At 51.3% G+C, this 23812-nt stretch carries 22 protein-coding genes and 6 tRNA genes; 19 read left to right on the top strand and 9 right to left on the bottom strand.

Going from position 1 to position 23812, the window contains the following annotated elements; genetic code table 11:
* Positions 1-43: 43 nt before the first annotated feature.
* From QVF59_RS02060 to QVF59_RS02095, 8 genes are all read left to right on the top strand, one after another.
* Positions 44-478: a DUF4124 domain-containing protein gene (locus QVF59_RS02060; RefSeq protein ID WP_159878881.1), complete on the top strand. Its 435-nt coding sequence runs from the start codon at positions 44-46 to the stop codon at positions 476-478.
* 4 nt (positions 479-482) lie between these two features.
* The gene (uvrC, locus tag QVF59_RS02065) at positions 483-2288 is read left to right on the top strand and encodes an excinuclease ABC subunit UvrC (RefSeq protein WP_287877089.1); all 1806 of its coding nucleotides are present in this window, start codon (positions 483-485) and stop codon (positions 2286-2288) included.
* A gap of 27 nt (positions 2289-2315) precedes the next feature.
* Entirely contained in the window at positions 2316-2897 is a 582-nt protein-coding gene (pgsA, locus tag QVF59_RS02070; protein WP_089084969.1) for a CDP-diacylglycerol--glycerol-3-phosphate 3-phosphatidyltransferase, read from the top strand.
* Positions 2898-2985: 88 nt separating this feature from the next.
* Positions 2986-3061, top strand: a tRNA-Gly gene (locus tag QVF59_RS02075).
* A 28-nt stretch (positions 3062-3089) separates the two neighbouring features.
* Positions 3090-3165: transfer RNA gene (locus QVF59_RS02080), tRNA-Gly, on the top strand.
* A 46-nt stretch (positions 3166-3211) separates the two neighbouring features.
* A tRNA-Gly gene (locus QVF59_RS02085) sits at positions 3212-3287 on the top strand.
* 31 nt (positions 3288-3318) lie between these two features.
* Positions 3319-3394, top strand: a tRNA-Gly gene (locus tag QVF59_RS02090).
* Positions 3395-3436: 42 nt separating this feature from the next.
* Positions 3437-3510, top strand: a tRNA-Cys gene (locus tag QVF59_RS02095).
* A 565-nt stretch (positions 3511-4075) separates the two neighbouring features.
* On the opposite strand, the gene QVF59_RS02100 is transcribed toward QVF59_RS02095, so the two are convergent.
* The 5 genes from QVF59_RS02100 to QVF59_RS02120 form a co-directional block, all read right to left on the bottom strand.
* A complete protein-coding gene (locus tag QVF59_RS02100; protein WP_287877090.1) occupies positions 4076-5131 on the bottom strand; it encodes a fimbrial protein in 1056 nt (351 codons plus the stop codon).
* Positions 5132-5534: 403 nt separating this feature from the next.
* Complete coding sequence (locus QVF59_RS02105) at positions 5535-8015, bottom strand: fimbria/pilus outer membrane usher protein (protein ID WP_287877091.1); 2481 nt, start codon at positions 8013-8015, stop codon at positions 5535-5537.
* A gap of 33 nt (positions 8016-8048) precedes the next feature.
* Positions 8049-8813 carry a fimbrial biogenesis chaperone gene (locus QVF59_RS02110; protein WP_287877093.1) on the bottom strand — a complete coding sequence of 255 codons (765 nt, stop codon included), beginning with the start codon at positions 8811-8813 and terminating at the stop codon, positions 8049-8051.
* A gap of 48 nt (positions 8814-8861) precedes the next feature.
* Complete coding sequence (locus tag QVF59_RS02115; protein WP_287877094.1) at positions 8862-9416, bottom strand: fimbrial protein; 555 nt, start codon at positions 9414-9416, stop codon at positions 8862-8864.
* A 94-nt stretch (positions 9417-9510) separates the two neighbouring features.
* Positions 9511-10059 (bottom strand): fimbrial protein, encoded by a 549-nt coding sequence (locus QVF59_RS02120; protein ID WP_287877095.1) that lies wholly within the window; start codon positions 10057-10059, stop codon positions 9511-9513.
* Between the two features lie 353 nt (positions 10060-10412).
* On the opposite strand from QVF59_RS02120, the gene QVF59_RS02125 reads away from it, so the two are divergent.
* Positions 10413-11420 (top strand): nucleoid-associated protein, encoded by a 1008-nt coding sequence (locus QVF59_RS02125; RefSeq protein ID WP_287877097.1) that lies wholly within the window; start codon positions 10413-10415, stop codon positions 11418-11420.
* Between the two features lie 63 nt (positions 11421-11483).
* On the opposite strand, the gene QVF59_RS02130 is transcribed toward QVF59_RS02125, so the two are convergent.
* Positions 11484-12680: an amino acid aminotransferase gene (locus QVF59_RS02130; RefSeq protein WP_287877098.1), complete on the bottom strand. Its 1197-nt coding sequence runs from the start codon at positions 12678-12680 to the stop codon at positions 11484-11486.
* A gap of 209 nt (positions 12681-12889) precedes the next feature.
* Here QVF59_RS02130 and QVF59_RS02135 point away from each other — a divergent pair.
* The 3 genes from QVF59_RS02135 (at position 12890) to QVF59_RS02145 (ending at position 14812) form a co-directional block, all read left to right on the top strand.
* Positions 12890-12974 (top strand) — tRNA-Leu (locus QVF59_RS02135).
* Between the two features lie 211 nt (positions 12975-13185).
* Positions 13186-13590, top strand: coding sequence for a ProQ/FINO family protein (locus QVF59_RS02140; protein WP_159878844.1), 405 nt, complete (start codon positions 13186-13188; stop codon positions 13588-13590).
* Positions 13591-13678: 88 nt separating this feature from the next.
* On the top strand, positions 13679-14812 hold the full coding sequence (locus QVF59_RS02145; protein WP_287877100.1) for a glycerate kinase: 1134 nt from the start codon (positions 13679-13681) through the stop codon (positions 14810-14812).
* 140 nt (positions 14813-14952) lie between these two features.
* On the opposite strand, the gene QVF59_RS02150 is transcribed toward QVF59_RS02145, so the two are convergent.
* On the bottom strand, positions 14953-15822 hold the full coding sequence (locus tag QVF59_RS02150; RefSeq protein ID WP_159878840.1) for an ion transporter: 870 nt from the start codon (positions 15820-15822) through the stop codon (positions 14953-14955).
* A gap of 120 nt (positions 15823-15942) precedes the next feature.
* Here QVF59_RS02150 and cysK point away from each other — a divergent pair, with 120 nt between their 5' ends.
* The 4 genes from cysK (at position 15943) to QVF59_RS02170 (ending at position 18520) form a co-directional block, all read left to right on the top strand.
* Positions 15943-16875, top strand: a complete 933-nt coding sequence (gene cysK / locus QVF59_RS02155; RefSeq protein WP_159878838.1) for a cysteine synthase A — start codon at positions 15943-15945, stop codon at positions 16873-16875.
* Between the two features lie 181 nt (positions 16876-17056).
* Positions 17057-17491, top strand: coding sequence for a hypothetical protein (locus tag QVF59_RS02160; protein WP_287877101.1), 435 nt, complete (start codon positions 17057-17059; stop codon positions 17489-17491).
* Between the two features lie 7 nt (positions 17492-17498).
* Complete coding sequence (locus QVF59_RS02165) at positions 17499-17909, top strand: YchJ family protein (protein WP_287877102.1); 411 nt, start codon at positions 17499-17501, stop codon at positions 17907-17909.
* 302 nt (positions 17910-18211) lie between these two features.
* The gene (locus tag QVF59_RS02170; protein WP_159878832.1) at positions 18212-18520 is read left to right on the top strand and encodes a hypothetical protein; all 309 of its coding nucleotides are present in this window, start codon (positions 18212-18214) and stop codon (positions 18518-18520) included.
* Between the two features lie 368 nt (positions 18521-18888).
* Here the strand turns inward: QVF59_RS02170 and dcd are convergent, their stop codons facing one another.
* Positions 18889-19458, bottom strand: a complete 570-nt coding sequence (gene dcd, locus QVF59_RS02175; protein WP_287877104.1) for a dCTP deaminase — start codon at positions 19456-19458, stop codon at positions 18889-18891.
* 220 nt (positions 19459-19678) lie between these two features.
* On the opposite strand from dcd, the gene QVF59_RS02180 reads away from it, so the two are divergent.
* The 3 genes from QVF59_RS02180 (at position 19679) to QVF59_RS02190 (ending at position 22750) form a co-directional block, all read left to right on the top strand.
* Complete coding sequence (locus QVF59_RS02180; RefSeq protein ID WP_287877106.1) at positions 19679-19909, top strand: FeoA family protein; 231 nt, start codon at positions 19679-19681, stop codon at positions 19907-19909.
* Positions 19906-21675, top strand: coding sequence for a ferrous iron transport protein B (gene feoB / locus QVF59_RS02185; protein ID WP_287877108.1), 1770 nt, complete (start codon positions 19906-19908; stop codon positions 21673-21675). The genes QVF59_RS02180 and feoB overlap by 4 nt, the downstream gene beginning before the upstream one ends.
* Before the next feature lie 136 nt (positions 21676-21811).
* Complete coding sequence (locus QVF59_RS02190) at positions 21812-22750, top strand: dihydroorotate oxidase (RefSeq protein WP_287877109.1); 939 nt, start codon at positions 21812-21814, stop codon at positions 22748-22750.
* Between the two features lie 57 nt (positions 22751-22807).
* On the opposite strand, the gene QVF59_RS02195 is transcribed toward QVF59_RS02190, so the two are convergent.
* Positions 22808-23587, bottom strand: a complete 780-nt coding sequence (locus QVF59_RS02195; protein ID WP_287877111.1) for a DODA-type extradiol aromatic ring-opening family dioxygenase — start codon at positions 23585-23587, stop codon at positions 22808-22810.
* Positions 23588-23812: the final 225 nt, after the last annotated feature.

The following is a 23812-nucleotide window of genomic DNA, read 5'->3' on the forward strand; positions in this document are numbered from 1 at the left end:
CGACACCGTACAATCAGTGTGTTTCAGCTTAGGACATCACACCATGAAAACCCCCGCTATTCTGAGCGTGCTTGTTGCATTGCTGCTGTCGGCCCCCGCGATGGCGGAGGTGTATCAATATGTCGATGCCAACGGCAAAACAGTATTTTCCGATCAGCCGCCGCCAGGTTCCAAGGCCAAGCAGATGAATGTGCGCGCCTATGCGCCCGCATCGGCTCCGGCCAAGGCAGTCAAGGGCAGCCCCTTGAGCGATACCGACAAGAAAAATGCCGAAATTTCTGCCGAAAACGCCAAGGTGAAAGAACAGAACAAGAAAGTGGCACAGGAAAACTGCAAGCGCGCCCGCGACAATCTGGCATCGCTGCAGCAAAATGGCCGTGTCCGCATGCCCGGCAGCAATGCCCTCGCCACCGACAGCCAGCGCAGTTCCCTGCAGCAACAAGCCCAGCAGGATGTGCAAAGCTGGTGTAACCAGTGACCACATGAACCAGAACAGTTTCGATTATCAATCGGTACTGGCCACACTCCCCAATTTGCCCGGCGTCTATCGCATGTTCGATACGTCGGGCAATGTGCTTTATGTGGGCAAGGCCATCGATCTGAAAAAGCGCGTCAGTTCGTATTTCCAGAAGACTGACCACTCACCCCGCATTCAGCTCATGGTGCGGCAGATTGCCAGTATTGAAACCACCGTCACCCGCTCGGAAGCCGAAGCGCTGATCCTGGAAAACAACCTGATCAAGGCGCTGGCACCCAAGTACAACATCCTGTTTCGGGATGACAAGTCCTATCCCTATCTGATGCTGACCGGTCACACCTTTCCCCAATTGGCCTATTACCGGGGAGAACCCAAGAAGCCGCATCAGTTTTTTGGCCCTTACCCCAACAGTTATGCCGTCAGGGAAAGCATTCAGATCCTGCAAAAGGTGTTTCGCCTGCGCACTTGCGAAGATGCTGTATTTGCCAATCGCTCACGCCCCTGCCTGCTGTATCAGATCAAGCGCTGCTCCGGCCCCTGTGTCGAACATATCAGTGCGGAGGAATACCGGGGCGATGTGCAAAGCGCCGTTGCCTTTTTGCAAGGTCGGCAAAACGAACTGATCGACACGTTGACCCAGCGCATGGAGCAAGCTGCGCTGGCGCTGGAGTTCGAGCAGGCAGCCGAGCTGCGCGACCAGATCCAGGCCTTGAGCCGGGTACAGGAAAAACAGTTTGTTTCCAGTAATGCCAGCCAGCAGGATTGTGATGTCGTGGCTGCAGTCGCCGATGGCGGGCTGGTTTGCATCAATCTGGTAATGATACGAGGCGGTCGCCATCTGGGAGACAAAAGCTTTTTTCCCCAGGGCGCTGTTGACGACGATGCAGGAGCCGCGCTGGATGCATTTCTCGCCCAGCATTATCTCGGTGCGCCCATGCCACCGGTCATCATTGTCAATCAGGATGTATCAGCGGCATTGCGTGAACTGATGGAGCAGCAGTCGGAACGTCGTGTCCATCTGGTCAGCAATCCCATCAGCGAACGGCGCGTGTGGCTGGAAATGGCCGAAAAGAACGCCATGTTGGCCATTCAGCAGCGTCTTAGCAGCAAGGCTACCCAGCAACACCGCGTGGCGCAGCTGAACGAAGCACTGGGACTGGAGGGGGTAGAGCGCCTGGAGTGCTTTGATATCAGCCATACCATGGGCGAAGCCACGGTGGCGTCTTGCGTCGTATACGACAAGGAAGCCATGCAGCCCGGTCAGTATCGGCGCTTCAATATTGAAACTGCCAAAGCAGGCGATGATTACGCTGCGATGCGCGAAGCGCTTACCCGTCGCTATAGTCGCCTGGCGGCAGGGGAGGGGGTATTGCCCGATGCGGTATTGATTGATGGCGGCAAGGGCCAGGTTGGTGTGGCGCTAGAGGTCTTTGCCGAGTTGGGCCTGACGTTGCCCATCATCGGGGTAGCCAAGGGCGAAGCGCGCAAACCCGGTCTGGAAACGCTCATCCTCCCTTACCAGCAAAAGACGCTACAATTGCGCAGTGATCACCCGGCATTGCACCTGATCCAGACCATCCGTGACGAAGCACACCGCTTTGCCATTACCGGACATCGTGCGCGACGAGCCAAGGCACGCACGGCATCCACGCTGGAAGAGATTCCAGGGATTGGCGCCAAGCGACGTCAGCAATTGTTACTGCGCTTTGGTGGTTTACGTGGTGTAGTGGCAGCCAGTATTGACGATTTGTCCCAGGTAGATGGCATTAGTCAAACCCTCGCGGAAAAGATCTACCAGGCTTTGCATTAAACGAAAACCATAAAGCAGATTAACCACATGCCCTTCAATTTGCCGATCTTCCTTACATGGCTGCGCGTTGCGCTGATACCACTGTGTGTAGCCGTCTTTTTCCTGCCGGATTCCATGCTGCTGGCCGCTGACCGCAATAATGTCGGTGCCATGATCTTCTTCCTTGCCGCCTGGACCGACTGGCTGGATGGCTTTCTGGCCCGCAAGCTGGGCCAGACCTCGGCATTCGGGGCATTTCTGGATCCAGTGGCCGACAAGCTGATTGTGGCGGCTGCCCTCATCCTGCTGGTGGAAATGGGCCGTACCCCGGGCTGGATGGCCATGATCATCATCGGCCGCGAAATCACCATCTCAGCCCTGCGCGAGTGGATGGCCGGCATGGGAAGCCGTGGCAGTGTTGCCGTGGCCTATATTGGCAAGCTGAAAACGGCAGCACAAATGCTGGCCATCCTGTTGTTGCTTTATGCCGGTCCGCTTTTCCCCGGTGTAGATAGCCTGCTTGCAGGAAATATTTTCATGGTTATCGCCGTGATTTTGACTTTGTGGTCAATGGTTTACTATCTGCGCATGGCTGCCCGCGAGTTTTCCGGCAAAAAAATTGATGTTTGAAGTGTTGACAGGGGGCGAGAATCCCTTATAATTCGCACTCTCTCGACGCCACTTAGGTGGCAGACAAGAGAAGCAAACCAAGTTGTATGCGGGAATAGCTCAGTTGGTAGAGCGCAACCTTGCCAAGGTTGAGGTCGCGAGTTCGAGCCTCGTTTCCCGCTCCACTACTTGATTTGCAGCAGTATATGCGACGCGGGAATAGCTCAGTTGGTAGAGCGCAACCTTGCCAAGGTTGAGGTCGCGAGTTCGAGCCTCGTTTCCCGCTCCATCCACTGGTTTTGCAGCAGTAAAAATGTTTGGTAGTGCCATGCGACGCGGGAATAGCTCAGTTGGTAGAGCGCAACCTTGCCAAGGTTGAGGTCGCGAGTTCGAGCCTCGTTTCCCGCTCCACCCACACTATCAAACACGCAGTATCCACGACGCGGGAATAGCTCAGTTGGTAGAGCGCAACCTTGCCAAGGTTGAGGTCGCGAGTTCGAGCCTCGTTTCCCGCTCCACATTTAGCCAGACAGACACTGTGCTGTTTGAGCACCAGCTACGGCGCGGTAGCAAAGCGGTTATGCACCGGATTGCAAATCCGTGTAGGTCGGTTCGACTCCGGCCCGCGCCTCCAAAAAAAGCCCTTGCAGTTATCTGCAAGGGCTTTTCTACTTGTTGATTCCACATTCAAGCTTGTGACCAAAGGGACTGCTTTACCATTTGGTAGCGCTAGGTAAAAAATCGGCAGTTCCCTGGGGGCTTTGAAATTGATATTCATCGCAGCACCACCAAGTGGTACGGCTTGATTACTGCCATCTTGAACTTTTGTGTCCTCATTCATGCTGAGGGTTTATATTTGTACATCATTTGATGTATCCAGCGCCAATGCGGGACACAAAGCATATCCTGAAGCCCGTCTTTATACCAACCGCTGGCATTACTTCTGCACCTTGCGCGTCTTTTACCTCGACAATGGCTGCGTTTTCTCCCATGTTCTGATCAAAGAAAATGCTCTTGGTGTTGGAATGACAGAGCCAGTAATCTCAAGCGATACCTGTTTGCTATTTTTATTCATATTTGCGTATGTTGAACTGCCTCTAAGTGTTCTACCTGCCATATTGTTGGTAACAATTTAAATTTCATTTGCGCTGTAGCACTATTAGAAAATATATTATTTCCACATTTTAAAGTGCTTGGCATTACTGATATGAAAAAGTAAATGTTGCCCGTGCTGTAAAGCTACCTGGTAATATGGGACCAGTTTGAATCAGTGATGCTACAAATGGTAGTGATATTAATCCACTGACGTTGTTTTGTAATAAAAACTGCCCATTATTTCCAGAACTTGCAGAGTCTAAGCCGTAGCTGATTGGGTTGCCGTTATTGAATTTGATCTGAATGCCAATGCCACTGGCAGTAGAGGTTGGTGCAAGACTGAGTATGTTGCTAATATTTCCGGGTGTGTTGACGTCAGAAAAAGTCATATAAGTATTGACAGTGCCTTGAGTACAGCTAAGGCCGAGATTAAAGCTTTTCCCTATGTTATTTCCCCAAATATTTCCTTTATAGGAAAATAACTCAGGAAAGGTAATTTGAATATTATTAATCGTTGGTGAGCAAGTTCGAGCAGTAAGGGATAGTGTAGACGAGTTGCTGATTAATTGAAATGTCCGTGCGGTGGATGCATAGGCTGGGTCGTTTGAAATAACGATTAAGTTGCCGAGCGTCATGCTTGGAATAGTGATGCTACCATTTGGAAGGGTACCTGTTGAAACCAGTTGAATGCGTTGATTGAATTTGAATCCATTGACGTTTATATTGCTATTATTGCCGATAAAGGTAGTCCCACTCCCGATGACTACTGGAGGATTACCGACCGTATTGAGTGCAAGAATATATCCAATACCTGTAATCGGGGTTGAGAATATCGGATAGCTTGTTCCATTCACAGTAATAAATTTACCAGTCGGTGCAGTTGTTGGCGTAAAAGTCATCCTTGACGTCACTTGTTGAAAGAATTCACACTGGAGGCTGGTGCCATTTATCGAGCTTGAAACCCATATGGGTGGGATGCTATTTGCACCGCCGGTCCAGGTGACGTTGGGAAGAGTAATATTGTCTATTTTCCCTACTATATTATCAATAGATCCACCATATGAGCAAATTCCATCGTGTGCTTGCACGTAAAGTGAATTTGTCAGTAATGTGCTGTAAAGAATTATTTTTAAAAATATATGTTTTAAAAATATGTCCATTTTAATCTCGGTAAATTAAAAGACTGCTCATGTTTTATAGGGAATGTAAGCGTATGTGTTGATTATGGATATGTGTAGTCGCCATTGATGCAGCATTTAGTCAATCAAATATTGATAGTGAAGCCGGTTGGTTCTCTATGCCTGCTCTGCATTGAACCAAGTGATGGGCAATCCGCCGTGCTCTGTTGGAGTCAATTCGAGGAGGTGGTTTGCCAAAAAATAATTCCCAAGTCTTAGATAATCTAGTCTTGGGGATGATGGTATTTACGCTCGGCAAAATGGCAGTGTTATATTACTATGCATGCACGCAGTATATGTCTAGTCATCTCTCAGGCTTGATTGCTGTCGAGGGTACTTATTTTTAGTGTTGTCATGTGTCTCTAGATTTATTATTTTATTAAATTCAATGGCAAGTATTTTCCTGTAAGGAATTGTATTTGGAATTGCTATTGATGCTATAGCTAAATTGGCAGGTTGTTTTGTCCGCCAAAGTGACATGTAGTGTGCCTTTGTCTTTCTTTACGCGCGCAAATAATTTCCCATTTTGTCCAACGTTGCCAACATTATTGCCCTCTTCGTCCAAAACATCTGCACCAAATGGAAGTACTTCACCATTAGCTTGTGTAATTTTAAATAAAATTGGTTGGCCTTTGGATGTCTTGAAATTAACATACACCACCGCACCGCTACGTGGAACGGCTTGATTACTGCTACCTTGTACTTCAACTCCCTCACTCATGCTACCAGTTTGTAGTTGTACATCATTTAATTTATAAGGGGACAAAGCAGGCAATAATGCATATCCCGAGCTGTCTATCTTCACACCAACGGCAGGCATTACTTCTGCACCCTCTGCATATTTTGCTTCAATAATAGCAGCACTTTCTCCCATGCTTTGACCAAAGAAAACACCATGTTTTGTCGCAATAACAGAACCAGTCACGCCAAATGAAACCTGTTTGCTATTTTTATTAATACTTGCAGTTGCATTCGCAGATGCTTTGCTTCCTGAATAGGAGGTATTTCCACCAACGGTGCTGTCTTCTGTTGAGTCGTTAGCACTTCGATTTGCATTTACACTATAACTCCAACTTTTATCATCACCACCATTTCCGGAAAGGCTGACTTGTTGACTATTATTTCCTTGAGAGTCATGTTGCAAAGTGGTGCTAAATGATTTACCTGCATCCAGGTTGATTGACAAGTTAAACATGATGGTATCAGTTTTATTGTTATTATTGTCACGTACTTGATTAAGACTCACGCCGATAGACCCCCAGCGCATACTTTTTCTAAATCCAGCTTGATACTGCAAGTTTCTAGTGTCAGAGTTCCAGTAGTTTTGTACGGACGCATTTAAATATACCGAACTATTCTCATTGAATGTTTGATTAATGTTTATTTCGGCACGGCTACGTAACCTGGCAAATACTGTCGTAGGATTTTCATTATTTTTAACTGCCAAATCGCGGGCATTAAGTCCATCGCGCACACTGAAGTAGCCATTTGTTGAATATCGATAGGCTGCAAGCGTAACGTTGGTTCCCGTGTTTAGAAAAAGTTTGTTGAAGCTGAATCGATATGACTGTCCTTTAAATGGTGTATCATTGATTTCTGTTTTTGAATGGGTTGCATCTATACCAATAGCACCCATGCTAGTATTAAATACTGTCCCGGCTTGTAATGCAGTATATCCTTCGGAAATGGTGAGCCCGGTATTTGCTGTCAGTAAATTGCTTAGGCCCCGTTGGTAAGTAAATTGTCCTAATAATGGGTTGGTATTAGATAAATTTCTCACCTTACCTACGTTGAAATTGAAGCGGTCAGAGCCTTCTCGCATCGAGCGTGGAACTGCAGAAAATGGCACAGTAAATGTGCTCTTTTTCCCATCTGCTTCCGTCACAGTCACATCTAAGTCGCCATTGTATGAGCCCGGAGAAATGTCACTTATTTCGAATGCACCAGGTGGGACTGTAGTTTCAGAGATGACATACCCATTCTGTTTGATAGTAACAACAGCATTGCTATTGGCAATGCCGCGTACGACCGGTGCATAGCCAGTTTGTGAAACCGGCTTCATTCGATCATCGCTTACCAAACGTACTCCACGCAATGAAACCGAATCAAACAAGTCTCCATCGGTGAAGCTGTCACCTAGAATAAGTTGAGCTTGTAGGGAGTCAATGTCTTTTTTGATATAGCTTTCCATTGGGACAACAGATCTTCCATTGTTATTGTCCCAACTAATTGATGTTGAATTTCTGAATTGCCACTCGCCAATATTCAATCCCAGTTTGGTGGAAAGATAGGCACTTTTTGTGCTGTTATTATTGTTTTTTGAAAAATATGTATTTCCATTGTAATCAAGAAGCAGGGCTGGGATTCCAGCCTCCCACTTGTCAGGTGGGGAGTAGTCCCTAGGTTGATATTTTACATTAATCTGCGGAATACTAATTTTCAGTGCTAGGTCATTTGTATCAAACTCATAAAATGCATTTGGTATGTATTTCGAAATGTCAATACATGCATCCTCTTTCTCCTTTGGGGGGAGGCTTTCTTCTTTCACTCCAAACGACAGAAGTAAACTGCGTGGTACACAGGGTATCGACCTGTTTTCTTCGTTATTTCTTTTTACAGAAAGTTCATATCGACCTTTTAGTATTTCGTTAAAAACGATATCAATACTATATGTACCATCGGGTATGGTATTACCTTCTTCATATTTAGTAATGTCTAGATTTTTTATGTTTCCCCAGAGCATGCTCTTATCAAACAAGGCAACCTTGCTTTCATCTTCTGCCATTGCATAGTCGCAAGGCATGCTCATGGCACACAAAACCAGTAGGCTTATTTTATTTCGTGTGAAGTGAATGGAAGTTGTCATGTTGATATATGTTTGCTTTGTATGGTGATATAACTATTTTAATGTGGCGGTGTAGTCACTTGTGCCGCCGTAGTCATTAATGGTGCTAAATTTTATTCCTGACTCTGTTGGAGTTTTTTCAGGGGTTAGGAGTAGTTTTATGTTTCCTTTTGGTGATATCATGGAATTTTGTGGTGTTAATTTGGCTTGTCCTGTAAATTGATCTGTCTTGATTTTTATCTGACTTAATGTAATAAAGTATGGGCTGTTGTTTTGTGCTGAAAGTATCCACTTTCCTTCGCTCTGATTAATTTGCCATTCTATTTTTTTTGCCGCATCTTCTGGTTTTAATTCCAGTTTTGCTGGTCTATAGAAGAGCTTGATGCGTGTACGTAATGAAATTCTCAGCTCATTTGGGTCTTGCGTATTTTTAGGTGCCTCGAGAACATTAATCCAGAATAATGATTCTTTATCATCTGGTAATGCCTGCTCTCCACTGTAGCTCATGCGAATATTTTGGGTTCTTTGCGGGCCAATTGTTGCAAGCGGTGGTGTGAGAATAAACGGCGCTTTGGTATTGTCGGGTGTTTCTTTGGAATTTCCTTCATCGACCCATGTCTGGATGAGTGATTTGGTGGTTGCCCCGTTGCCTACGGTGAATGTAATTTCATGCTTTTCTGCAGGATAAATAACACGCGTGGCATTGATGTATACGTCGGCGTTGGCTACATTAAAGGTAAGTAGTCCGGCTAAGGTAAATATTTTTTTGATATTAAATTTTGGCATGGCGTATCCCCGGAATAAAAAAGGAGATAACATCTGCATCTCCTTTCAGGTTTTTTAACCACCTGTTAAATAATCAGGTGGTTACTCGTATTGAATGGTATAGTTAACTTTGCCTTCCACTGCGCCCACTGGAATCCCAGTTTTTTCTGCGTAGTACTTGGCCTGGTATTTCAGAGTAGTTCCTGCTGCGGTAATGTCAAAGGGGCTCCCACTGCTTCCCAGGCTACCGTCTCCCTGGCCAATAACAATCGGGGTGGAACGTCCCATGTTGTATATCGCAATGCTTAAAGCTTCTGTTGGTGTACCTGCAACAGATGTCAACACGCGTCCTGCGGCATTTACCTCGGGGCCGCTTTCAAACCATGCGGCTGCTTTTGTGGGGGCCGGTGTGCCAGAACAGTTTGATAACTGAATACTGAATTGCGTGGTACCAGCGGTGTCACCCACTGCTTTGAGCGCAGATTGGGTTACGGTTGGTAGTGTTACGGTGCCAATTGTGCTACCTCCTGCAGCTACAATGGTGCAAGTTACATTTGAGATGTTGCCTTTAAAGTTAACTGTGCCGTCATATGCGTATGCATTGGATGCAATTGCTGCCATCGCTACAGTGCTGGCGAGTGCGATAAGCTTTTTCATGGTTTATCCTTAGCCCGGCAAAGACAATCAATGGGCATTCATGTTGATCGCCATGCAAGTCTTGTTGAGTGTTTGTAGTAGTGGGCTTTGAGATTTACTGGTATTGAATGGTGTAGTTAACCTTGGCTTGTACTGCACCTGGCGGAACGCCTACTTTTTCAGCATAATATTTGGCTTGATAGTTGAGCGTTGCGTTGCCACCTGTAATCGGGAAAGGGTTTCCGCTACTTCCCAGGCTGCCATTACCTTGTCCGATGGCGATGGGGGTTGGGTTTCCCATGTTGTAGAGGGCGATACTCACTGTGTCTGTATTACTGCCAATGGTTCCCACCAAGCGCCCCGCTGCGTTTACTTCTGTGCCGGATTCAAACCATACAGCGGCTTGGGTTGGGGCTGGGGTGCCCGTGCAGGCGGACAGTTTGATGCTGAATTGCGTTGTACCTGCGGTATCGCCAATATTCTTCAAGGCTGATGGGGCTATAGCAGGCAGCGTGACGGTGCCTGTGCCCCCCCCGGCAGCAGTCAGGGTGCAGGTAACGTTTGAGATCGTCCCGTTAAAATTGATGGTACCGTCAAAGGCAAAGGCTTGAGTTGCAATGCCACCCATTGCGAGGGCGCTGGCGATAGTCAGAAGTTTTTTCATGATGAGTCCTTGGAGAGTGTTTTGTCGGTCAACAAGATTGCTCTTGTCTGGCCGTAACTATCGCTAACTCAACGATGACTGTAATTAAGACTAGTCCTTGAATTCTCTAGGAAAATTCCCAACAATGCCGGGTTGCAAATTTTCTGTTAAATTGTTCTAAATTTAGCCATTATTGATAAATTATTCTTATAATTGATCATTTAAATGTCATTTATAAGGCATGGTTATTGCGCGTGTTGCTTCTGGTATGTCATTCGATTTTTATGGTGTACCTGTTTATCTATATGACAATTTGTTGTCATAGCATTGATGAGAGGCAATAATCCACTTTTATTGGTGCGGTAGGATAAATTATGCTGATTGGTGAATCGCGGGTGGAGCGTTTGGTAGTGCATCGAGTGGGCAATCAGGCTAGGGGAGAGGGCCTGCAGCTGTCCGAGCGGGCCTGTGATGTCGATGACGGCGTTTCCTCGCTTATTTTGAGTGGCTACTTGCGGGGTGTAGTTTCCGACAAGAAGAAACATCAGTTCTTTCATGAGTCTGATCTGAATCTGAATGAGATTTATCATTACACCCGGCAGTTTTTCCGCGGTGAACTTGACTTCCTCGCGCTGTCGCAGCGTATCGCCAAGCATCTTTACGCTCGCTCACAGCATCCGAATATCAGTGCCGGGGATCTGTTTGTCATTCTGTTTTCCGGCTTGTCGGACGGGGACCGGGAGCTACGCGCACTGGGCGTATTCAAGTCAGAAGTGAGAGATGATTTCCTGTCGGTTGTGGAGGCCGGGGAGGTGTTTGATATCCGGCATGCATCCGGTATCAATCCCAGGCTGATCGACAAGGGAGCTTTGATTCTGGAATCCGGCCCTCTGGTGTATGCGGTGGACCGTGGTGGTCAGCAGGCAAAATTCTGGCTGGATGATTTTCTTAAGGCAATGCGTGTGCCGGATGCCAACAGTAGTAGCCGCATGGTGGCAAGTGTGGTGGAGCAGCTTTCCGAGGAAATTGCCGATCCGTTGGAGCAAGCCCGTTTCAAGGATGAATTCCTGGCGGTGTGTGAAGCCGAGGAGGAGGTGTCCACCAGTCAGGTCAGCTCCATTGCCGAGAAGTTTGTGGGTAAGGAACAGGTAAGCCTGGCTTTTGACACCGCAGCGGAATCCTATGGGTTTTCACTGGATGATGAGGCACGCCTGCCCGCTCAGAACATGGCCAAGCGACTTGAGAAGACGCTATCTAAATATGGTATCGGCCATGGCATCAGTGTGCTGTTGCCCACGGGGATCACCTTGAAGAATATTCAGTCGGTCAATGATGGTGAAGGGGAGTTGACCCTGACATTGAAATTGCACAAGCGCGATTGATGTTGCAGATGGCAGTAAAAAGCCCGGCTTGCAGGCCGGGCTTTTCATTGTTGTCTTGCGCAGTTATGCCTGTAACACGCTGGCCATGGCTTCAGCCACGTAGCCGACGTTGCTGCTATTAAGACCTGCCACACACATACGGCCCGAACGTACCAGATAGACGGCAAATTCTTCACGCAGGCGATCAACCTGATCGGGGCTTAGTCCGGTGTAGCTGAACATGCCTTGCTGGGTGATGAAGTAGCTGAAATCACGACCAGGCAGGCGAGTGTTTAGCACTTCATGCAGTTTTTGACGCATGGCCTTGATGCGTACACGCATTTCGGCAACCTCCGCTTCCCATTCATCAAACAGGGCGGGGTCATTCATCACTGCCGCCGTAATCTGGCCACCGTGGGTAGGCGGGCTGGAGTAATTGCGACGTACTGTAGCTTTCATTTGACCCAGCACGCGGTTGGCTTCTTCGGCTGTATTGCAGACAATCGAAAGGCCTCCACAGCGCTCGCCGTAGAAAGACAGGTTCTTGGAGAAGGAGTTGCTGACGAAAAAGCTGATGCCGGCATCGGCCATGCTGCGGATCGCGTAGGCGTCTTCGTTCAGGCCTTGGCCAAAACCCTGATAAGCGATATCCAGGAAAGGTAGCAATTTGCCAGCCTTTAGTACTGGGATTAGAGCATCCCATTGCGCCTGACTCAGATCGACACCTGTAGGGTTGTGGCAGCAGGGGTGAAGCAGTACCACGCTTTGTGCTGGCAGTTGCTTGATGGTGGCGAGCATGTCGTCAAACAGCAAGCCGCCACTAACAGCATCGTAATAGGGGTATTCGTGTACCTTGATGCCGGCACCTTCAAAGATGGCGCGGTGATTGTCCCAGCTGGGATTGCTGATCCAGGCTTGGCTCTCTGGGAAGTAACGCTTGATGAAATCTGCGCCCACCTTGAGTGCACCGGAACCACCGATAGTCTGGATTGTGGCGATGCGCTGGCCGGTGACGGCCTCATGATCTGCACCAAATAGTAAACGCTGAACTGCACTGCGGTAGTTTGCAGCACCTTCCATGGGCAGGTAGGGGCGTGGTGACGGGGCTGCTGCACGTGCGGCTTCTGCCTTTTGTACCGAACTCAGTAAAGGAATGCGGCCTGCTTCGTCATAATACAGTCCGATCCCGAGGTTCACTTTTTGTGGGCGGCTATCGGCATGAAATGTTTCTACCAGTGTCAGTATAGGGTCACCCGGATAGGCTTCGACATGTTCGAACATGAGACGGCAATTCCTTTGTCGCAGATTGTTTTTAAAAGTGATGTGCGGCCCCGGTATTGGATGAGGGAAAACCGCAAAGCGTGTCATGCATCTTCGCGCAAAGCACGCCATGGCAGCAAGCGATGCGCCGGGCATGTCTTGTATGGCGGTAAAAAGCACGCTTGATGGATGACGCAGTGCCCAAGTACTGGCATAATCCGCCACTCGATGCGCCCATGGCGAAATTGGTAGACGCAAGGGACTTAAAATCCCTCGACTTCGGTTGTGCCGGTTCGACCCCGGCTGGGCGCACCAGCACCGTTGCCAGCCTGACACGCAAAACAGGCCTGTTATTGTTTGTACCAGCCTTTTACTGGCATGGCCTGGAAAGCTGCATTACCATACAGGACGCCGCTGTGTTGTGGACAAGACCACAAGCTGGCCTCGCGACGGCTTGCACACCGTCCATCCGTCTGGCAGGATTGCCTGCCATTAGAAAAGCATCACTGGATCTAGATAGAAGTTCATGAAGCCAAATACCGAAACGGCACTGGGTGCTGCTCTCAAATCCGCAGTACAGAGCCTGTCGAAGAAAAAGCAGACAGAAATGATTGCGGAGCATGTTTACAGCAAATTTGAAGTGTTCCGTCAATTCCGTCCGCTGGCTCTGGGCATTCACGAGAGCCTGATTGCCGCATTGCCGCAATTTGATGCAACTCTGATTTCGCGTGTGGTGGCCAATCACTGCCGCAAGCCCCGCTATGTGAAATCGCTGGCCCGTGGTGGCAAGCGTTTTGATCTTGCCGGCAAGCCTAGTGGCGAAGTGAGTGCTGAAGAGAAAAAGGCTGCTCAGCTGATGTCTGCGCCAAAACCTGCTGCAGAAGCAGCTGTCGTGGAAGCTGTACCGAATGATCAGGCCGCTGCCGAATAAGACCACGTAGCCCGGTTTCCTAACCCCTCCTTGCCTTGGCAACGAGGGGTTTTGCATTTATGTTGGCTGTTTTCATGGGAGATGAATTATGCGCTGGGTGATTGCACCGGACTCCTACAAAGGCTCGCTGGATGCTGCCGGCGTGGCACAAGCCATGCGGCAAGGTATTGCTCAGGTTGACCATCAGGCGGTGTGCATCCTGCGCCCCATGGCCGATGGCGGAGAAGGCACGCTGGATGCATTGCATGCGGCAGTCGGTGGCGAGTGGCTGTGTTATCCGGTCTGCAATGCGGTCGGGCAGAGCATGGACGTGGATTGTCTTTTGTTACCGGACGGTACGGTGGTACTCGAGGTTGCTCGCATCATCGGCTTGCCGGATGCTGGTAACTCTGATGTTAAAGATCGCAGCAGCCGGGGTGTGGGCCAATTATTGCTGGCTTTGGTGCGTGATGGATATCACCGTATTGCTGTTGCGCTGGGTGGATCCAGCACCAATGACGCGGGTGCCGGTTGCCTTGCTGCCATGGGGCTGCAACTAATGGATGAAGCTGGTGTAGTGCTGCATGGACGCTTACAGGATCTAGCGTCCGTGCATGTGCTGAATACAGATGGGTTGGCCTGTTGTATGGATGGAGTAAGTCTTGAGGTCTGGTCTGATGTTGAGAACCCGTTGATTGGCCCGCAAGGCGCAACGGCGGTTTTTGGTCCACAGAAAGGCGTATCTGCAAGGGATATTCAGGAGGTGGATGGCTGGATTGCGTATTTTGCCGGTTTGCTTGATGCCGGATTGCCGCATCCTTTGCGGGATTTGCCTGGGTCCGGCGCTGCTGGCGGGCTGGGTTATGCCATGCAAGTGCTGGGGGGGCGCATGGTGTCTGGTGCTCAGGCAGTAGCACAACATATTGGGCTGGCCGATGAAATCGCCAGTGCCGACTGGGTTCTCACCGGTGAAGGCCGTAGTGATAGCCAGACCTTGTCCGGCAAGGCTCCCGCTTGTGTTGCCAGCCTGGCCCGGCAGGCGGCCGTACCAGTAAGCCTGCTATCCGGCGCCATCATTGCCGATCATGCTGGAGCGCTGGCAGGTGCATTTGACGGCTGCTATTCGTTGTGCAACAGACCAATGACGCTAGGCGAGGCCATGAACGAAGCTCCGGACCGTATTGCTCAGCAGGCAGAGCAATTGGCACGGACCATACTGGCTGTGTGGCCGGGGAGGGGCTGATATCCATTTAGCTATGGGCGGCAGACAGAAATCACTAGTTTTTATATGTATGTCATGTCAATGCCACTAGCAGCAGCTTGTTCGGTGGTGTTGAAGTGGGTAATACCTGCCTCGTTCTGGCATTTCTCTCTGGAGTCCGGTTAGCTGATATCGTTTGTTGACGGACGTGGCAAGGTGCCACCGCAATGTTTGCAGAAACGTGCATCCCGGTCATGCCCTTCGGTGAAGCAATGCGGGCAAAGGCGGGTAGCAGATTGGTCTTCAGCTGGTATTGTCGTGGTATGGCGGGCTATTTCTGCCGTCACGATGCCGGTAGGTACGGCAATGATGCCGTAACCGGTAATCATGACCATGCTGGCCAGCGCCTGGCCCAGTGGTGTTTTGGGTGTGATGTCACCAAAGCCGACGGTAGTCAGGGTGACAATTGCCCAGTAGATGCCGATGGGAATACTGGTGAAGCCGTTCGCTTCACCTTCTATCACATACATCAGCGTCCCCAGGATGATGACCAACACGACGACGGTTACCAGAAACACCAGAATCTTGCGGCGACTAGCCATCATGGCACGTTTCAGTTCATGGGCCTCACCCATGTAGCGGGTGAGCTTGAGTATGCGGAACATCCGCAATAGCCGCAAAATACGGATATCGGCAAGAAACCTGCTCTCGGGGATGAATAAGCCCAGGTAGAGTGGCAGGGTGGAGAGCAGATCCACCATGCCGAAAAAGCTGCGCGCATAACGTAGCGGCTTGTGGATGCAGATCAGTCGCAGCAAATACTCGACCGTGAACAGAATGGTGAACAGCCAGTCGAGTATCTTGAGCTGTGTGCCCCAGCTTTGGCGAATGCTGGCAACGCTCTCCAGTGCCACCGTCACCAGAGATAGCAGGATGGTTGCGATCAGGGCAAGGTCAAACAGGCGGCCAGAACGTGTGTCGGCTTCGAAAATGATGATGTAGAGCTTGCGGCGCCAGCCGCTCAGGGGTGTCAGTGTTTCCTGGGTTGGCATGATAGGTGGCGGACCCGTTGGTTTATTGGATAGAAGCAAACACTATTAGCGTTTTTCCGGTGCTCATATATTATATGTGTTATTAAACATTGCATTAATGTTGCCCGGGAGAATAAGACGATGCGTATCGCCAATACCGTAACCGACCTGATCGGCAATACCCCTCTGGTCAAACTGAACCGTGTTACCGATGGCTGCGTTGCCACCGTGGTGGCCAAGCTGGAGTTTTTCAACCCGGCCCACAGTGTGAAGGATCGCATCGCTGTCGCCATGATCGATGCTGCCGAGAAAGCTGGCAAGATTGGGCCGCACACCACGATTGTAGAACCCACTTCCGGCAATACCGGCATTGGTCTGGCCATGGTATGTGCCGCCCGTGGCTACAAGCTGGTGATTACCATGCCTGAAACCATGAGTCGTGAGCGCAGGCAATTGCTCAAGGCCTATGGTGCCGAACTCATCCTTACGCCAGGCCCGGATGGTATGGGTGGTGCCATTGCCAAGGCCCGTCAGTTGGTGGATGAAAACCCGGATACCTGGTTCATGCCACAGCAGTTTGAAAACCCAGCCAATCCGGAAGTTCACCGTAACACCACGGCAGAAGAAATCTGGCGTGATACTGATGGTCAGGTTGATATCTTCGTGGCAGGTGTGGGCACTGGTGGCACCGTGACTGGTGTGGGCGAGGTATTAAAGGCGCGCAAGCCTGGCGTACAGATTGTGGCAGTGGAGCCTGATGCCTCCCCGGTGCTGTCTGGCGGGCCCAAAGGGCCGCACCCGATCCAGGGGATTGGTGCCGGTTTCATCCCTTCTATCCTGAATACCGCGGTATACGACGAGATCATCCGGGTAAAGAACGATGATGCATTCGATACCGCCCGCGCGGTAGCGACCCAGGAAGGTGTGCTAGTGGGTATTTCCTCTGGTGCTGCGGTATGGGCGGCCATTGAGTTGGCCAAGCGCCCTGAAAATGTTGGCAAGCTGATTGTGGTGGTGATTCCATCTTTCGGGGAGCGTTATCTGTCCACTCCTCTGTTCGAGCATCTGGCCTGATCCGCCAGCCAGCTTGATGTGTGATTGAAACCGACCGTGCAAACTATGCCGGTCGGTTTTGTTTTTTCCGCCCATTAACTTATCAGAACTGTTTGACCGGGCTTTTTGTCCAATACCGCCTTATATCCGCTACACTACCGCCATGATTTCCATCCCCAAATCCCTGCAGTTGCTGATTGTGATGCCAGTCTTGCTCGGTGGCTGCAGTCTGTTGCAACAAGCACCGGCACCACAAAGTGGCATGCGTCCGACACACCCGCCTGTTACGCCATCGGTATCGGAAAGCAAGGTAGAGCAGTTGCTGAAGGAAGCCAATCGATTGGCTGGCAAGGTCAAGGCGAGTGAACTCAGTCGGGTTGCTGCTGCGGATCAGCTCAATACTTATCGCTTGCGGCTGATCGGTGCCAACTTGGTAGATGACAACAACTTTGCCATGTATCGCTACCTGGCTGTAGAGCGCGATGCTGGTCGGCTAAGTCAGGAAGAATCCCAGGCCAGGATGGAAATGCGTTTGCGGGAGTGGTTACGGCGCTGGCCCAAGATGCAGCCCAAGCCGCCACAACCGGTTTTTACCAATTTTCTGTTGAAACTCTATGGATTGCCCGCTCTGGGCTGATGAAACAATGAGCAAGAAAAAACAATCCAGCGGCTGCCCCTGTGGCCTGTCCGCCTCCTTTGACGAATGCTGTGGCCGTTATATTGATGCTGGTGTGCTTGCCCCTACGGCAGAAAGCCTGATGCGTTCCCGTTATGCAGCCTACACCATGAATAATGGTGAATACCTGCTGGCTAGCTGGCATCAATCGACTCGTCCGGTCGAACTGGATCTGTCGCGGGAGGAACGTTTTGTAAAATGGCTGTCGCTGGATGTGCTGAGTACTCAGGCGGGTGGTGAGAGCGACGAAGCCGGCGTGGTAGAGTTTGTTGCTCGCTACAAGGTAAATGGTCGTGCCCAGCGTTTGCATGAAATCAGCCGATTTCGGAAGGAAGAGGGACGCTGGTTCTATGTCGATGGAGATGCTGAAGAAGGCTGATACAAGTCTTGATACAGTCGGCGCGAATGAAGTGCTGTAGCCATCACAGACACTGAAAACCCCATGCAACGGTATGGGGTTTTTTATCTTTGTAGTCTGGTGTGTGGGTAGCGATGGTATTTCCTGGTGGCTGTCCTATGGTGATAGGGCAGCCATTTTTGCATTCCTTCCCCGCAACTGCATATGCACCGTCCAACATCGTTGGATGGTGTTTTATTGTTTCAAGTCAATTGCTTGGCGGAGATGCCTTTGGTTCTGTACAGGTCGGGTCTAGCGTTAAAGTGACACGAAAGGAGATGGCGATGGGACTGGCTCTGAAAGGCTTGCTGGGCGAGCTGGAAAGCTGCCGCAGCAAAGGTATGTCAACAGATGAGATAACACGGGTCGAGGTGGTCCGTACTCTGGAGATTCCACTGGATTTGCATGCCTGCCGGGAGTTACGTGTTTTGGCACATGTCTTCAGCGGAAATCAGGCTGAACTGGCCGCTGTGGTGTTGCGCGCTGCGCTCATGGACATGCAAGAGCATCTGGATGACGATCTGGATCTGCTTGCGGAAAGTGCCAGGCGTTTGATGGATGATCCATGCCAGCAGGCCAGTGAGGTCATTTAGGATAACAACGGGGTCACCGGGGAAGAGGGAGTGACAGGGTTAGCATGGCTGGCCCTGTTTTTTTTGGTGATTGGATATCGGTTGGTTGCCTGTCAGTACAATAATTGCTTTGAATTTTATTTCCATCATATAAATACAATGTCATTGAATATGCATAAAAAAAGGGACGTTACGGCAAGGGGGAACCGCGACGCCCCAAGAGAAACTGTTCGATTGGTGGGTTGACAGATACAAATGTCTTTAACCTACAGTTCATCCTAGAACAGCTACGCGAATTTGCGAGCCGGATTTAAATGCCAAGTGAATTAAAAAGGACAGCCGTGGCTGTCCTTGTCGTAAGTGCCTGCCATGTACGGCAATGGCTGCAATCAGGGGCGTGGCAGGGTTACACCGACCTGGCCCATGTATTTGCCGGCGCGGTCGGCATAGGACACATCACATACTTCGTCTGATTCGAAGAACAATACCTGCGCGACCCCTTCGTTGGCATAGATTTTGGCCGGCAGTGGCGTGGTATTGGAGAATTCCAGCGTTACATAGCCTTCCCATTCCGGCTCAAAAGGCGTCACGTTGACGATGATACCGCAGCGTGCATAAGTGGATTTGCCCAGGCAGACGGTCAGGACCGAGCGCGGGATGCGGAAGTATTCCACCGTGCGGGCCAGTGCAAAGCTGTTGGGCGGGATGATGCAGTAGCCCTTGCCGGATACTTCGACAAAAGAGTCCGGGTCAAAATTCTTGGGGTCGACAATGGTGCTGTTGATATTGGTGAATACCTTGAATTCGTCGGCACACCGAATATCGTAACCATAGCTGGAGGTGCCGAAGGAGATTACCTTCTCACCATTGACGTTTTTGATCTGGTTATGTTCAAACGGCTCGATCATGTTGTGATCTTGCGCCATACGGCGGATCCACTTGTCGGATTTGATGCTCATGGTCGGGGGTCCGTCAGGAAAATTTGAGATGAGCCAGATTCTAAACGGTATGCCGCAGCAGGGCCACCGTTGCCGCGGGATTCACGCTGCAGTTCAGGATGAGGACAACGTCGGATTGATATTGCTCAAGACTTCTACGGATGCGATGGCATCAGACCTTACCGTGAGTAGGGAGTATTGCGTACAATAATGCAAATTATTCGCGTTATTGGTGTCAAGCATGATGTCTCTGGACAAGCTCCCTGTGGGGTGCAAAGGGGTGGTGCACAGTCTTGATCTGTCAGATGAGGCCTTCCGCAGGGTGGCAGCCTTTGGCCTTATCCCGGGCCGCCAATTCAATCTGTCCCGTCGTGCGCCGTTTGGTGGCCCGCTGGTATTGGAAGTGGGTTGTACCCGCTTTCTGCTACGACGTAGCCTGGCAAAATTCATTCAGGTTCGGGTAGCAAGATGAAGCGATTTGCCTTGGTCGGCTTACCCAATACCGGAAAATCCACCGTTTTCAACCGCCTGACCGGCATGTCGCAGCGGGTGGGGAACTGGCCCGGCCTGACGGTGGATCTCACCAGCGCACGACTGTTGCTGGGCGGCAGTATGGTGGAGCTGGTGGATCTGCCCGGTGTGAACGACCTGACCGGTTATACCGACGATGAAGCCGTGGTGAGGGATGTGTTGATGAGCACGGCCTTTGATGCGGTGGTGTTGGTGCTCAATGCGGCCCAGCTTGACCGCCAGCTTCCATTGGCACTGCAGGTTCTGGCCAGTGGCTTGCCTGCCGTACTGGTTCTGAATATGGCGGACGAAGCGCGTTTGCTGGGGGTGCAACTGGATGTAGAAGCCTTGCAACAGCGGCTGGGTATTCCCGTGGTGCTGGTGTCGGCCAAGCGCATGGAAGGGTGGCCGCGGCTGATGGATGTGCTGAATCGTCAGGCTGCCGAGACCAAGACGCCTTGCCATGCTGCGCTGGATCAGATTCCGGAAACGCGTGAGGCCATTGACATGGCGCGTGCCCGCCTGTCGGGGGTGTGGTCCTTGCCCCCAGTGCTGCCGCAGGGCGTGACCGAGAAAGTGGATGCCTGGCTGATGCATCCCTGGCTGGGTTTACCACTGTTTTTTGCCTTCATGGCCTTGCTGTTCAATCTGACATACCAAATTGGCACGCCATTGCAGGATGTGGTGGGTGCCGGCCTGGACTGGTTCAAGGCGGCGGCACTTGGCCCGTGGACCAGTGCATTGCCGGCCATCGTGCAAAGCCTGCTGCTGGACGGTATTTGGCAAGGCGTTTCCACCGTGGTGACGTTTGCCCCCATCCTCTTCGTATTCTTCATCCTGATGGCCATGGTGGAGGATAGTGGCTATCTGGCTCGGGCTGCTTATCTGACAGATGCCTTTATGGCACGCCTGGGTCTGGATGGCCGTGGTTTTGTCATGCAGTTGATGGGCTTTGGTTGCAATGTACCGGCCATTCTGGGAACGCGGGTGATGCGGGAGCGCAAGCAAAGGCTACTTACCATGCTGATCATTCCCTTCTCGCTATGTTCGGCCCGTTTGCAGGTAGTCGTGTTTTTCGCTGGCATCCTGTTTCGGCCCCAGCAGGCACCCTGGGTATTACTACTGTTGTATCTGCTGAGTTTTGCCGTGGCCATTTTTACCGCATGGGTGTTCAAACACCGTTATCAGGGCAATGAAGCCTTCTTGCTGGAGGTTCCACCATATCGCCTGCCAGGGGGGCGCCACATGCTGATCCGTGCCGTTGGTGAGGTACGGGCCTTTCTGGAGCTGGCGTCCAGCTTCATCCTGATGGGGGTGGTGCTGGTCTGGCTGGTGTCGCATATTCCGGCCGGGGACAACAAGACCTTGGCCGACATGCTGGGCAGCCTGATGGCACCGGTACTCGACCCCATCGGCATCAAGCATGAACTGGCGGTTGCCCTGCTGGTGGGCTTTGTGGCCAAGGAAATCCTGCTGGGTGGCTTGGCGGTGATTTACGGCGTGCCGGAAGCCGGGTTGGGCGCAGCCCTGTTGCACCATCTGGACTGGGCATCGGCCATGAGCTTCCTGATTTTCACCCTGGTGTATGTACCCTGCTTGTCCACCGTGGCAGCAATCCGGCGCGAGTCGAAAAGCCGCGCTTTTACTGCGCTGTCAGTGGGCTGGTCAGTATTGCTGGCCTGGGTGATTTCCTTTGCTTTCTACCAGGGCCTGCATCTGCTGCGCTGACGCGGACTGCCATCTGCCAGTAACAAGCGGCCGCAATGCGGCCGTTTGTCCTTTCTGCTTGCCTGCTTGATATGGCGCAGAACGCAGGCCGGCATCGCCCGGCACACTGGCGCTTTTGACTGTCGGGGAAGAAAACATGCGGGTAGACCTGTCTGTATCCTGGCTTGGTCTGACCATGGCCAATCCTCTGTATAACGCTTCCGGCGTGATGTGCCGCTCTGTTGCCGAACTGGAGCAGGTACGCCATTCCGCCGCCGGCGCGGTCATCAGCAAAAGCTGCACCTTGCAGCCGCGGGATGGCAATCCGGAGCCGCGCTACTGTGCCACCGCCATGGGCAGCATCAACTCCATGGGCCTGCCCAATGCGGGCTACGCCTACTATCGCGACTATGCGAGCAGCTATCCGTACAATCAGGGCAAGCCACTATTTCTGTCCATTTCAGGGATGACGCTGGAAGACAATCTGAGCATGCTGGCAGACTTGGCTGCCAGTAACTTGCCCTGCATCCCGGAGGTAAACCTGTCCTGCCCGAATCTGCCAGGCAAGCCGCAGTTGGGTTACGACCCGGATGCATGTGCGATCACCCTGGCCGAGATCAGCCGTATCTACCCGGGAGCATTTGGTGTCAAGCTACCTCCGTATTTTGACCCGGTTCATTTTGCCCAGATGGCAGATTTGTTGAATGCGTTTACCAGTGTGCGCTTTGTCACCTGTATCAACTCCATCGGCAATGGCCTGGTCATCGATGCGGAGACAGAAAGCGTGGTCATCAAGCCCAAGGATGGTCTGGGTGGGCTGGGTGGCAGTTATGTACTGCCGACGGCACTGGCGAATGTGCGCGAGTTTGCCCGGTTATTGATTGGCAAGCATGTGGTGGGTTGCGGTGGCATCAATAGCGGGCGCGAAGCATTCATGCACATTCTAGCCGGTGCGACTGCAGTGCAGATTGGCACATGTCTGTACGAAGAAGGCGAGGGTGCATTTGCTCGCATTCTGGGAGAGCTGGGCGATCTGATGTTGCTCAAGGGCTATACCTGCTTGGATGATTTCCGTGGCAAGTTGAAAACGCTGTAACAGCGTAGCCACAAACGACAAGGGCCCCGCTGGGGCCCTTGTCACTTACCGGCGGAGTCAATCAAAACGCCAGCAAGCCATGGAGAGCGAACCCATGCGCCAGTCGTCGTGCAGTTTCACCGGGGTGGTAGCATCCGATGCGGCTCCCATTACCACCAGCAGCGGGTTGAAATGTTCATCCGTCGGGTGGTTTTCGCGAGCCAGCGGGGCCAGCTGCTTCCAGCGCAGGATATCCTGCTGACGGTTTTCCTGCAGGGCTAGATCCATCCAGTTGGCAAAGGCGGCAGCCCATGGTGGCGTTGCGCTACCGTCTGGGCTGAGTTGCCACAGATTATGTGTGTAGCTGCCAGAGCCGATGATCAGCACATTATCGTCTCGCAGTGCCCTAAGTGCGCGACCCATCTGGAAAAAGGTATCTGCACTGGCACCATGCGGTAGCGACACCATGACTAGCGGGATATCTGCCTCTGGGTACATCAACATCAGTGGCGTCCACATGCCATGATCCAGGCTGCGCTGGTCGGTGGTTCCTATGCGCAGGCCCGATTCACGCAGCTTGTCCACGACATCAGCTGCCAGCTTGAGATCGGTACGGGCGGGGTAGCGCAGGGTGTACAGAATAGAGGGAAAACCGCCAAAGTCGTACATGGTTTCCGGGTTTTCCGCCAGGTTGACCATGGGAATAGTGCTTTCCCAGTGTGCCGATACCACGATGATGGCACGTGGACGCGGCAGGGTTTGGCCCAATTGCGTCAGAAAGTGGCGGGTTGGACTGTCTTCAATAGGAAGCGTGGGTGCGCCGTGAGAGATGAACAGCGCTGCTTGTTGGTTGCTCATGTTCGTTCTGCCTGCAGTGATTGCCATGTGAACAGCTTAATCAGAATTCCATGTTAAAAAAACGGCTATTTCTTCACCATTTTGTTTACTGAGGGGAAATAGTGTTGCTGTGCATGGCATCAGTGCAAATCAGGCTGGATGGCTGGCAATTCCATGCATGGGAGCGGGGCTGCTCCCCTGTGTCGATGTCTGCAACAGGAATCCCCATCCGCTGCAGACGATGAA

The sequence above is a fragment of the Aquitalea sp. genome, assembly GCF_030150775.1.
Taxonomy (GTDB): Bacteria; Pseudomonadota; Gammaproteobacteria; order Burkholderiales; family Chromobacteriaceae; genus Aquitalea; species Aquitalea denitrificans.

Excerpts from the sequence above, each read along its gene's own strand:
- QVF59_RS02195 (WP_287877111.1), bottom strand. The coding sequence starts at position 23,587 with ATGAGCAACCAACAAGCAGCGCTGTTCATCTCTCACGGCGCACCCACG.
- dcd (WP_287877104.1), bottom strand. The coding sequence starts at position 19,458 with ATGAGCATCAAATCCGACAAGTGGATCCGCCGTATGGCGCAAGATCAC.
- QVF59_RS02125 (WP_287877097.1), top strand. The coding sequence starts at position 10,413 with ATGCTGATTGGTGAATCGCGGGTGGAGCGTTTGGTAGTGCATCGAGTG.
- QVF59_RS02130 (WP_287877098.1), bottom strand. The coding sequence starts at position 12,680 with ATGTTCGAACATGTCGAAGCCTATCCGGGTGACCCTATACTGACACTG.
- QVF59_RS02180 (WP_287877106.1), top strand. The coding sequence starts at position 19,679 with ATGATGTCTCTGGACAAGCTCCCTGTGGGGTGCAAAGGGGTGGTGCAC.
- QVF59_RS02170 (WP_159878832.1), top strand. The coding sequence starts at position 18,212 with ATGGGACTGGCTCTGAAAGGCTTGCTGGGCGAGCTGGAAAGCTGCCGC.
- QVF59_RS02105 (WP_287877091.1), bottom strand. The coding sequence starts at position 8,015 with ATGACAACTTCCATTCACTTCACACGAAATAAAATAAGCCTACTGGTT.
- QVF59_RS02060 (WP_159878881.1), top strand. The coding sequence starts at position 44 with ATGAAAACCCCCGCTATTCTGAGCGTGCTTGTTGCATTGCTGCTGTCG.
- QVF59_RS02190 (WP_287877109.1), top strand. The coding sequence starts at position 21,812 with ATGCGGGTAGACCTGTCTGTATCCTGGCTTGGTCTGACCATGGCCAAT.
- QVF59_RS02145 (WP_287877100.1), top strand. The coding sequence starts at position 13,679 with ATGCGCTGGGTGATTGCACCGGACTCCTACAAAGGCTCGCTGGATGCT.
- QVF59_RS02115 (WP_287877094.1), bottom strand. The coding sequence starts at position 9,416 with ATGAAAAAGCTTATCGCACTCGCCAGCACTGTAGCGATGGCAGCAATT.
- pgsA (WP_089084969.1), top strand. The coding sequence starts at position 2,316 with ATGCCCTTCAATTTGCCGATCTTCCTTACATGGCTGCGCGTTGCGCTG.
- QVF59_RS02165 (WP_287877102.1), top strand. The coding sequence starts at position 17,499 with ATGAGCAAGAAAAAACAATCCAGCGGCTGCCCCTGTGGCCTGTCCGCC.
- cysK (WP_159878838.1), top strand. The coding sequence starts at position 15,943 with ATGCGTATCGCCAATACCGTAACCGACCTGATCGGCAATACCCCTCTG.
- QVF59_RS02150 (WP_159878840.1), bottom strand. The coding sequence starts at position 15,822 with ATGCCAACCCAGGAAACACTGACACCCCTGAGCGGCTGGCGCCGCAAG.
- QVF59_RS02120 (WP_287877095.1), bottom strand. The coding sequence starts at position 10,059 with ATGAAAAAACTTCTGACTATCGCCAGCGCCCTCGCAATGGGTGGCATT.
- QVF59_RS02140 (WP_159878844.1), top strand. The coding sequence starts at position 13,186 with ATGAAGCCAAATACCGAAACGGCACTGGGTGCTGCTCTCAAATCCGCA.
- feoB (WP_287877108.1), top strand. The coding sequence starts at position 19,906 with ATGAAGCGATTTGCCTTGGTCGGCTTACCCAATACCGGAAAATCCACC.
- uvrC (WP_287877089.1), top strand. The coding sequence starts at position 483 with ATGAACCAGAACAGTTTCGATTATCAATCGGTACTGGCCACACTCCCC.
- QVF59_RS02110 (WP_287877093.1), bottom strand. The coding sequence starts at position 8,813 with ATGTTATCTCCTTTTTTATTCCGGGGATACGCCATGCCAAAATTTAAT.
- QVF59_RS02100 (WP_287877090.1), bottom strand. The coding sequence starts at position 5,131 with ATGGACATATTTTTAAAACATATATTTTTAAAAATAATTCTTTACAGC.
- QVF59_RS02160 (WP_287877101.1), top strand. The coding sequence starts at position 17,057 with ATGCCAGTCTTGCTCGGTGGCTGCAGTCTGTTGCAACAAGCACCGGCA.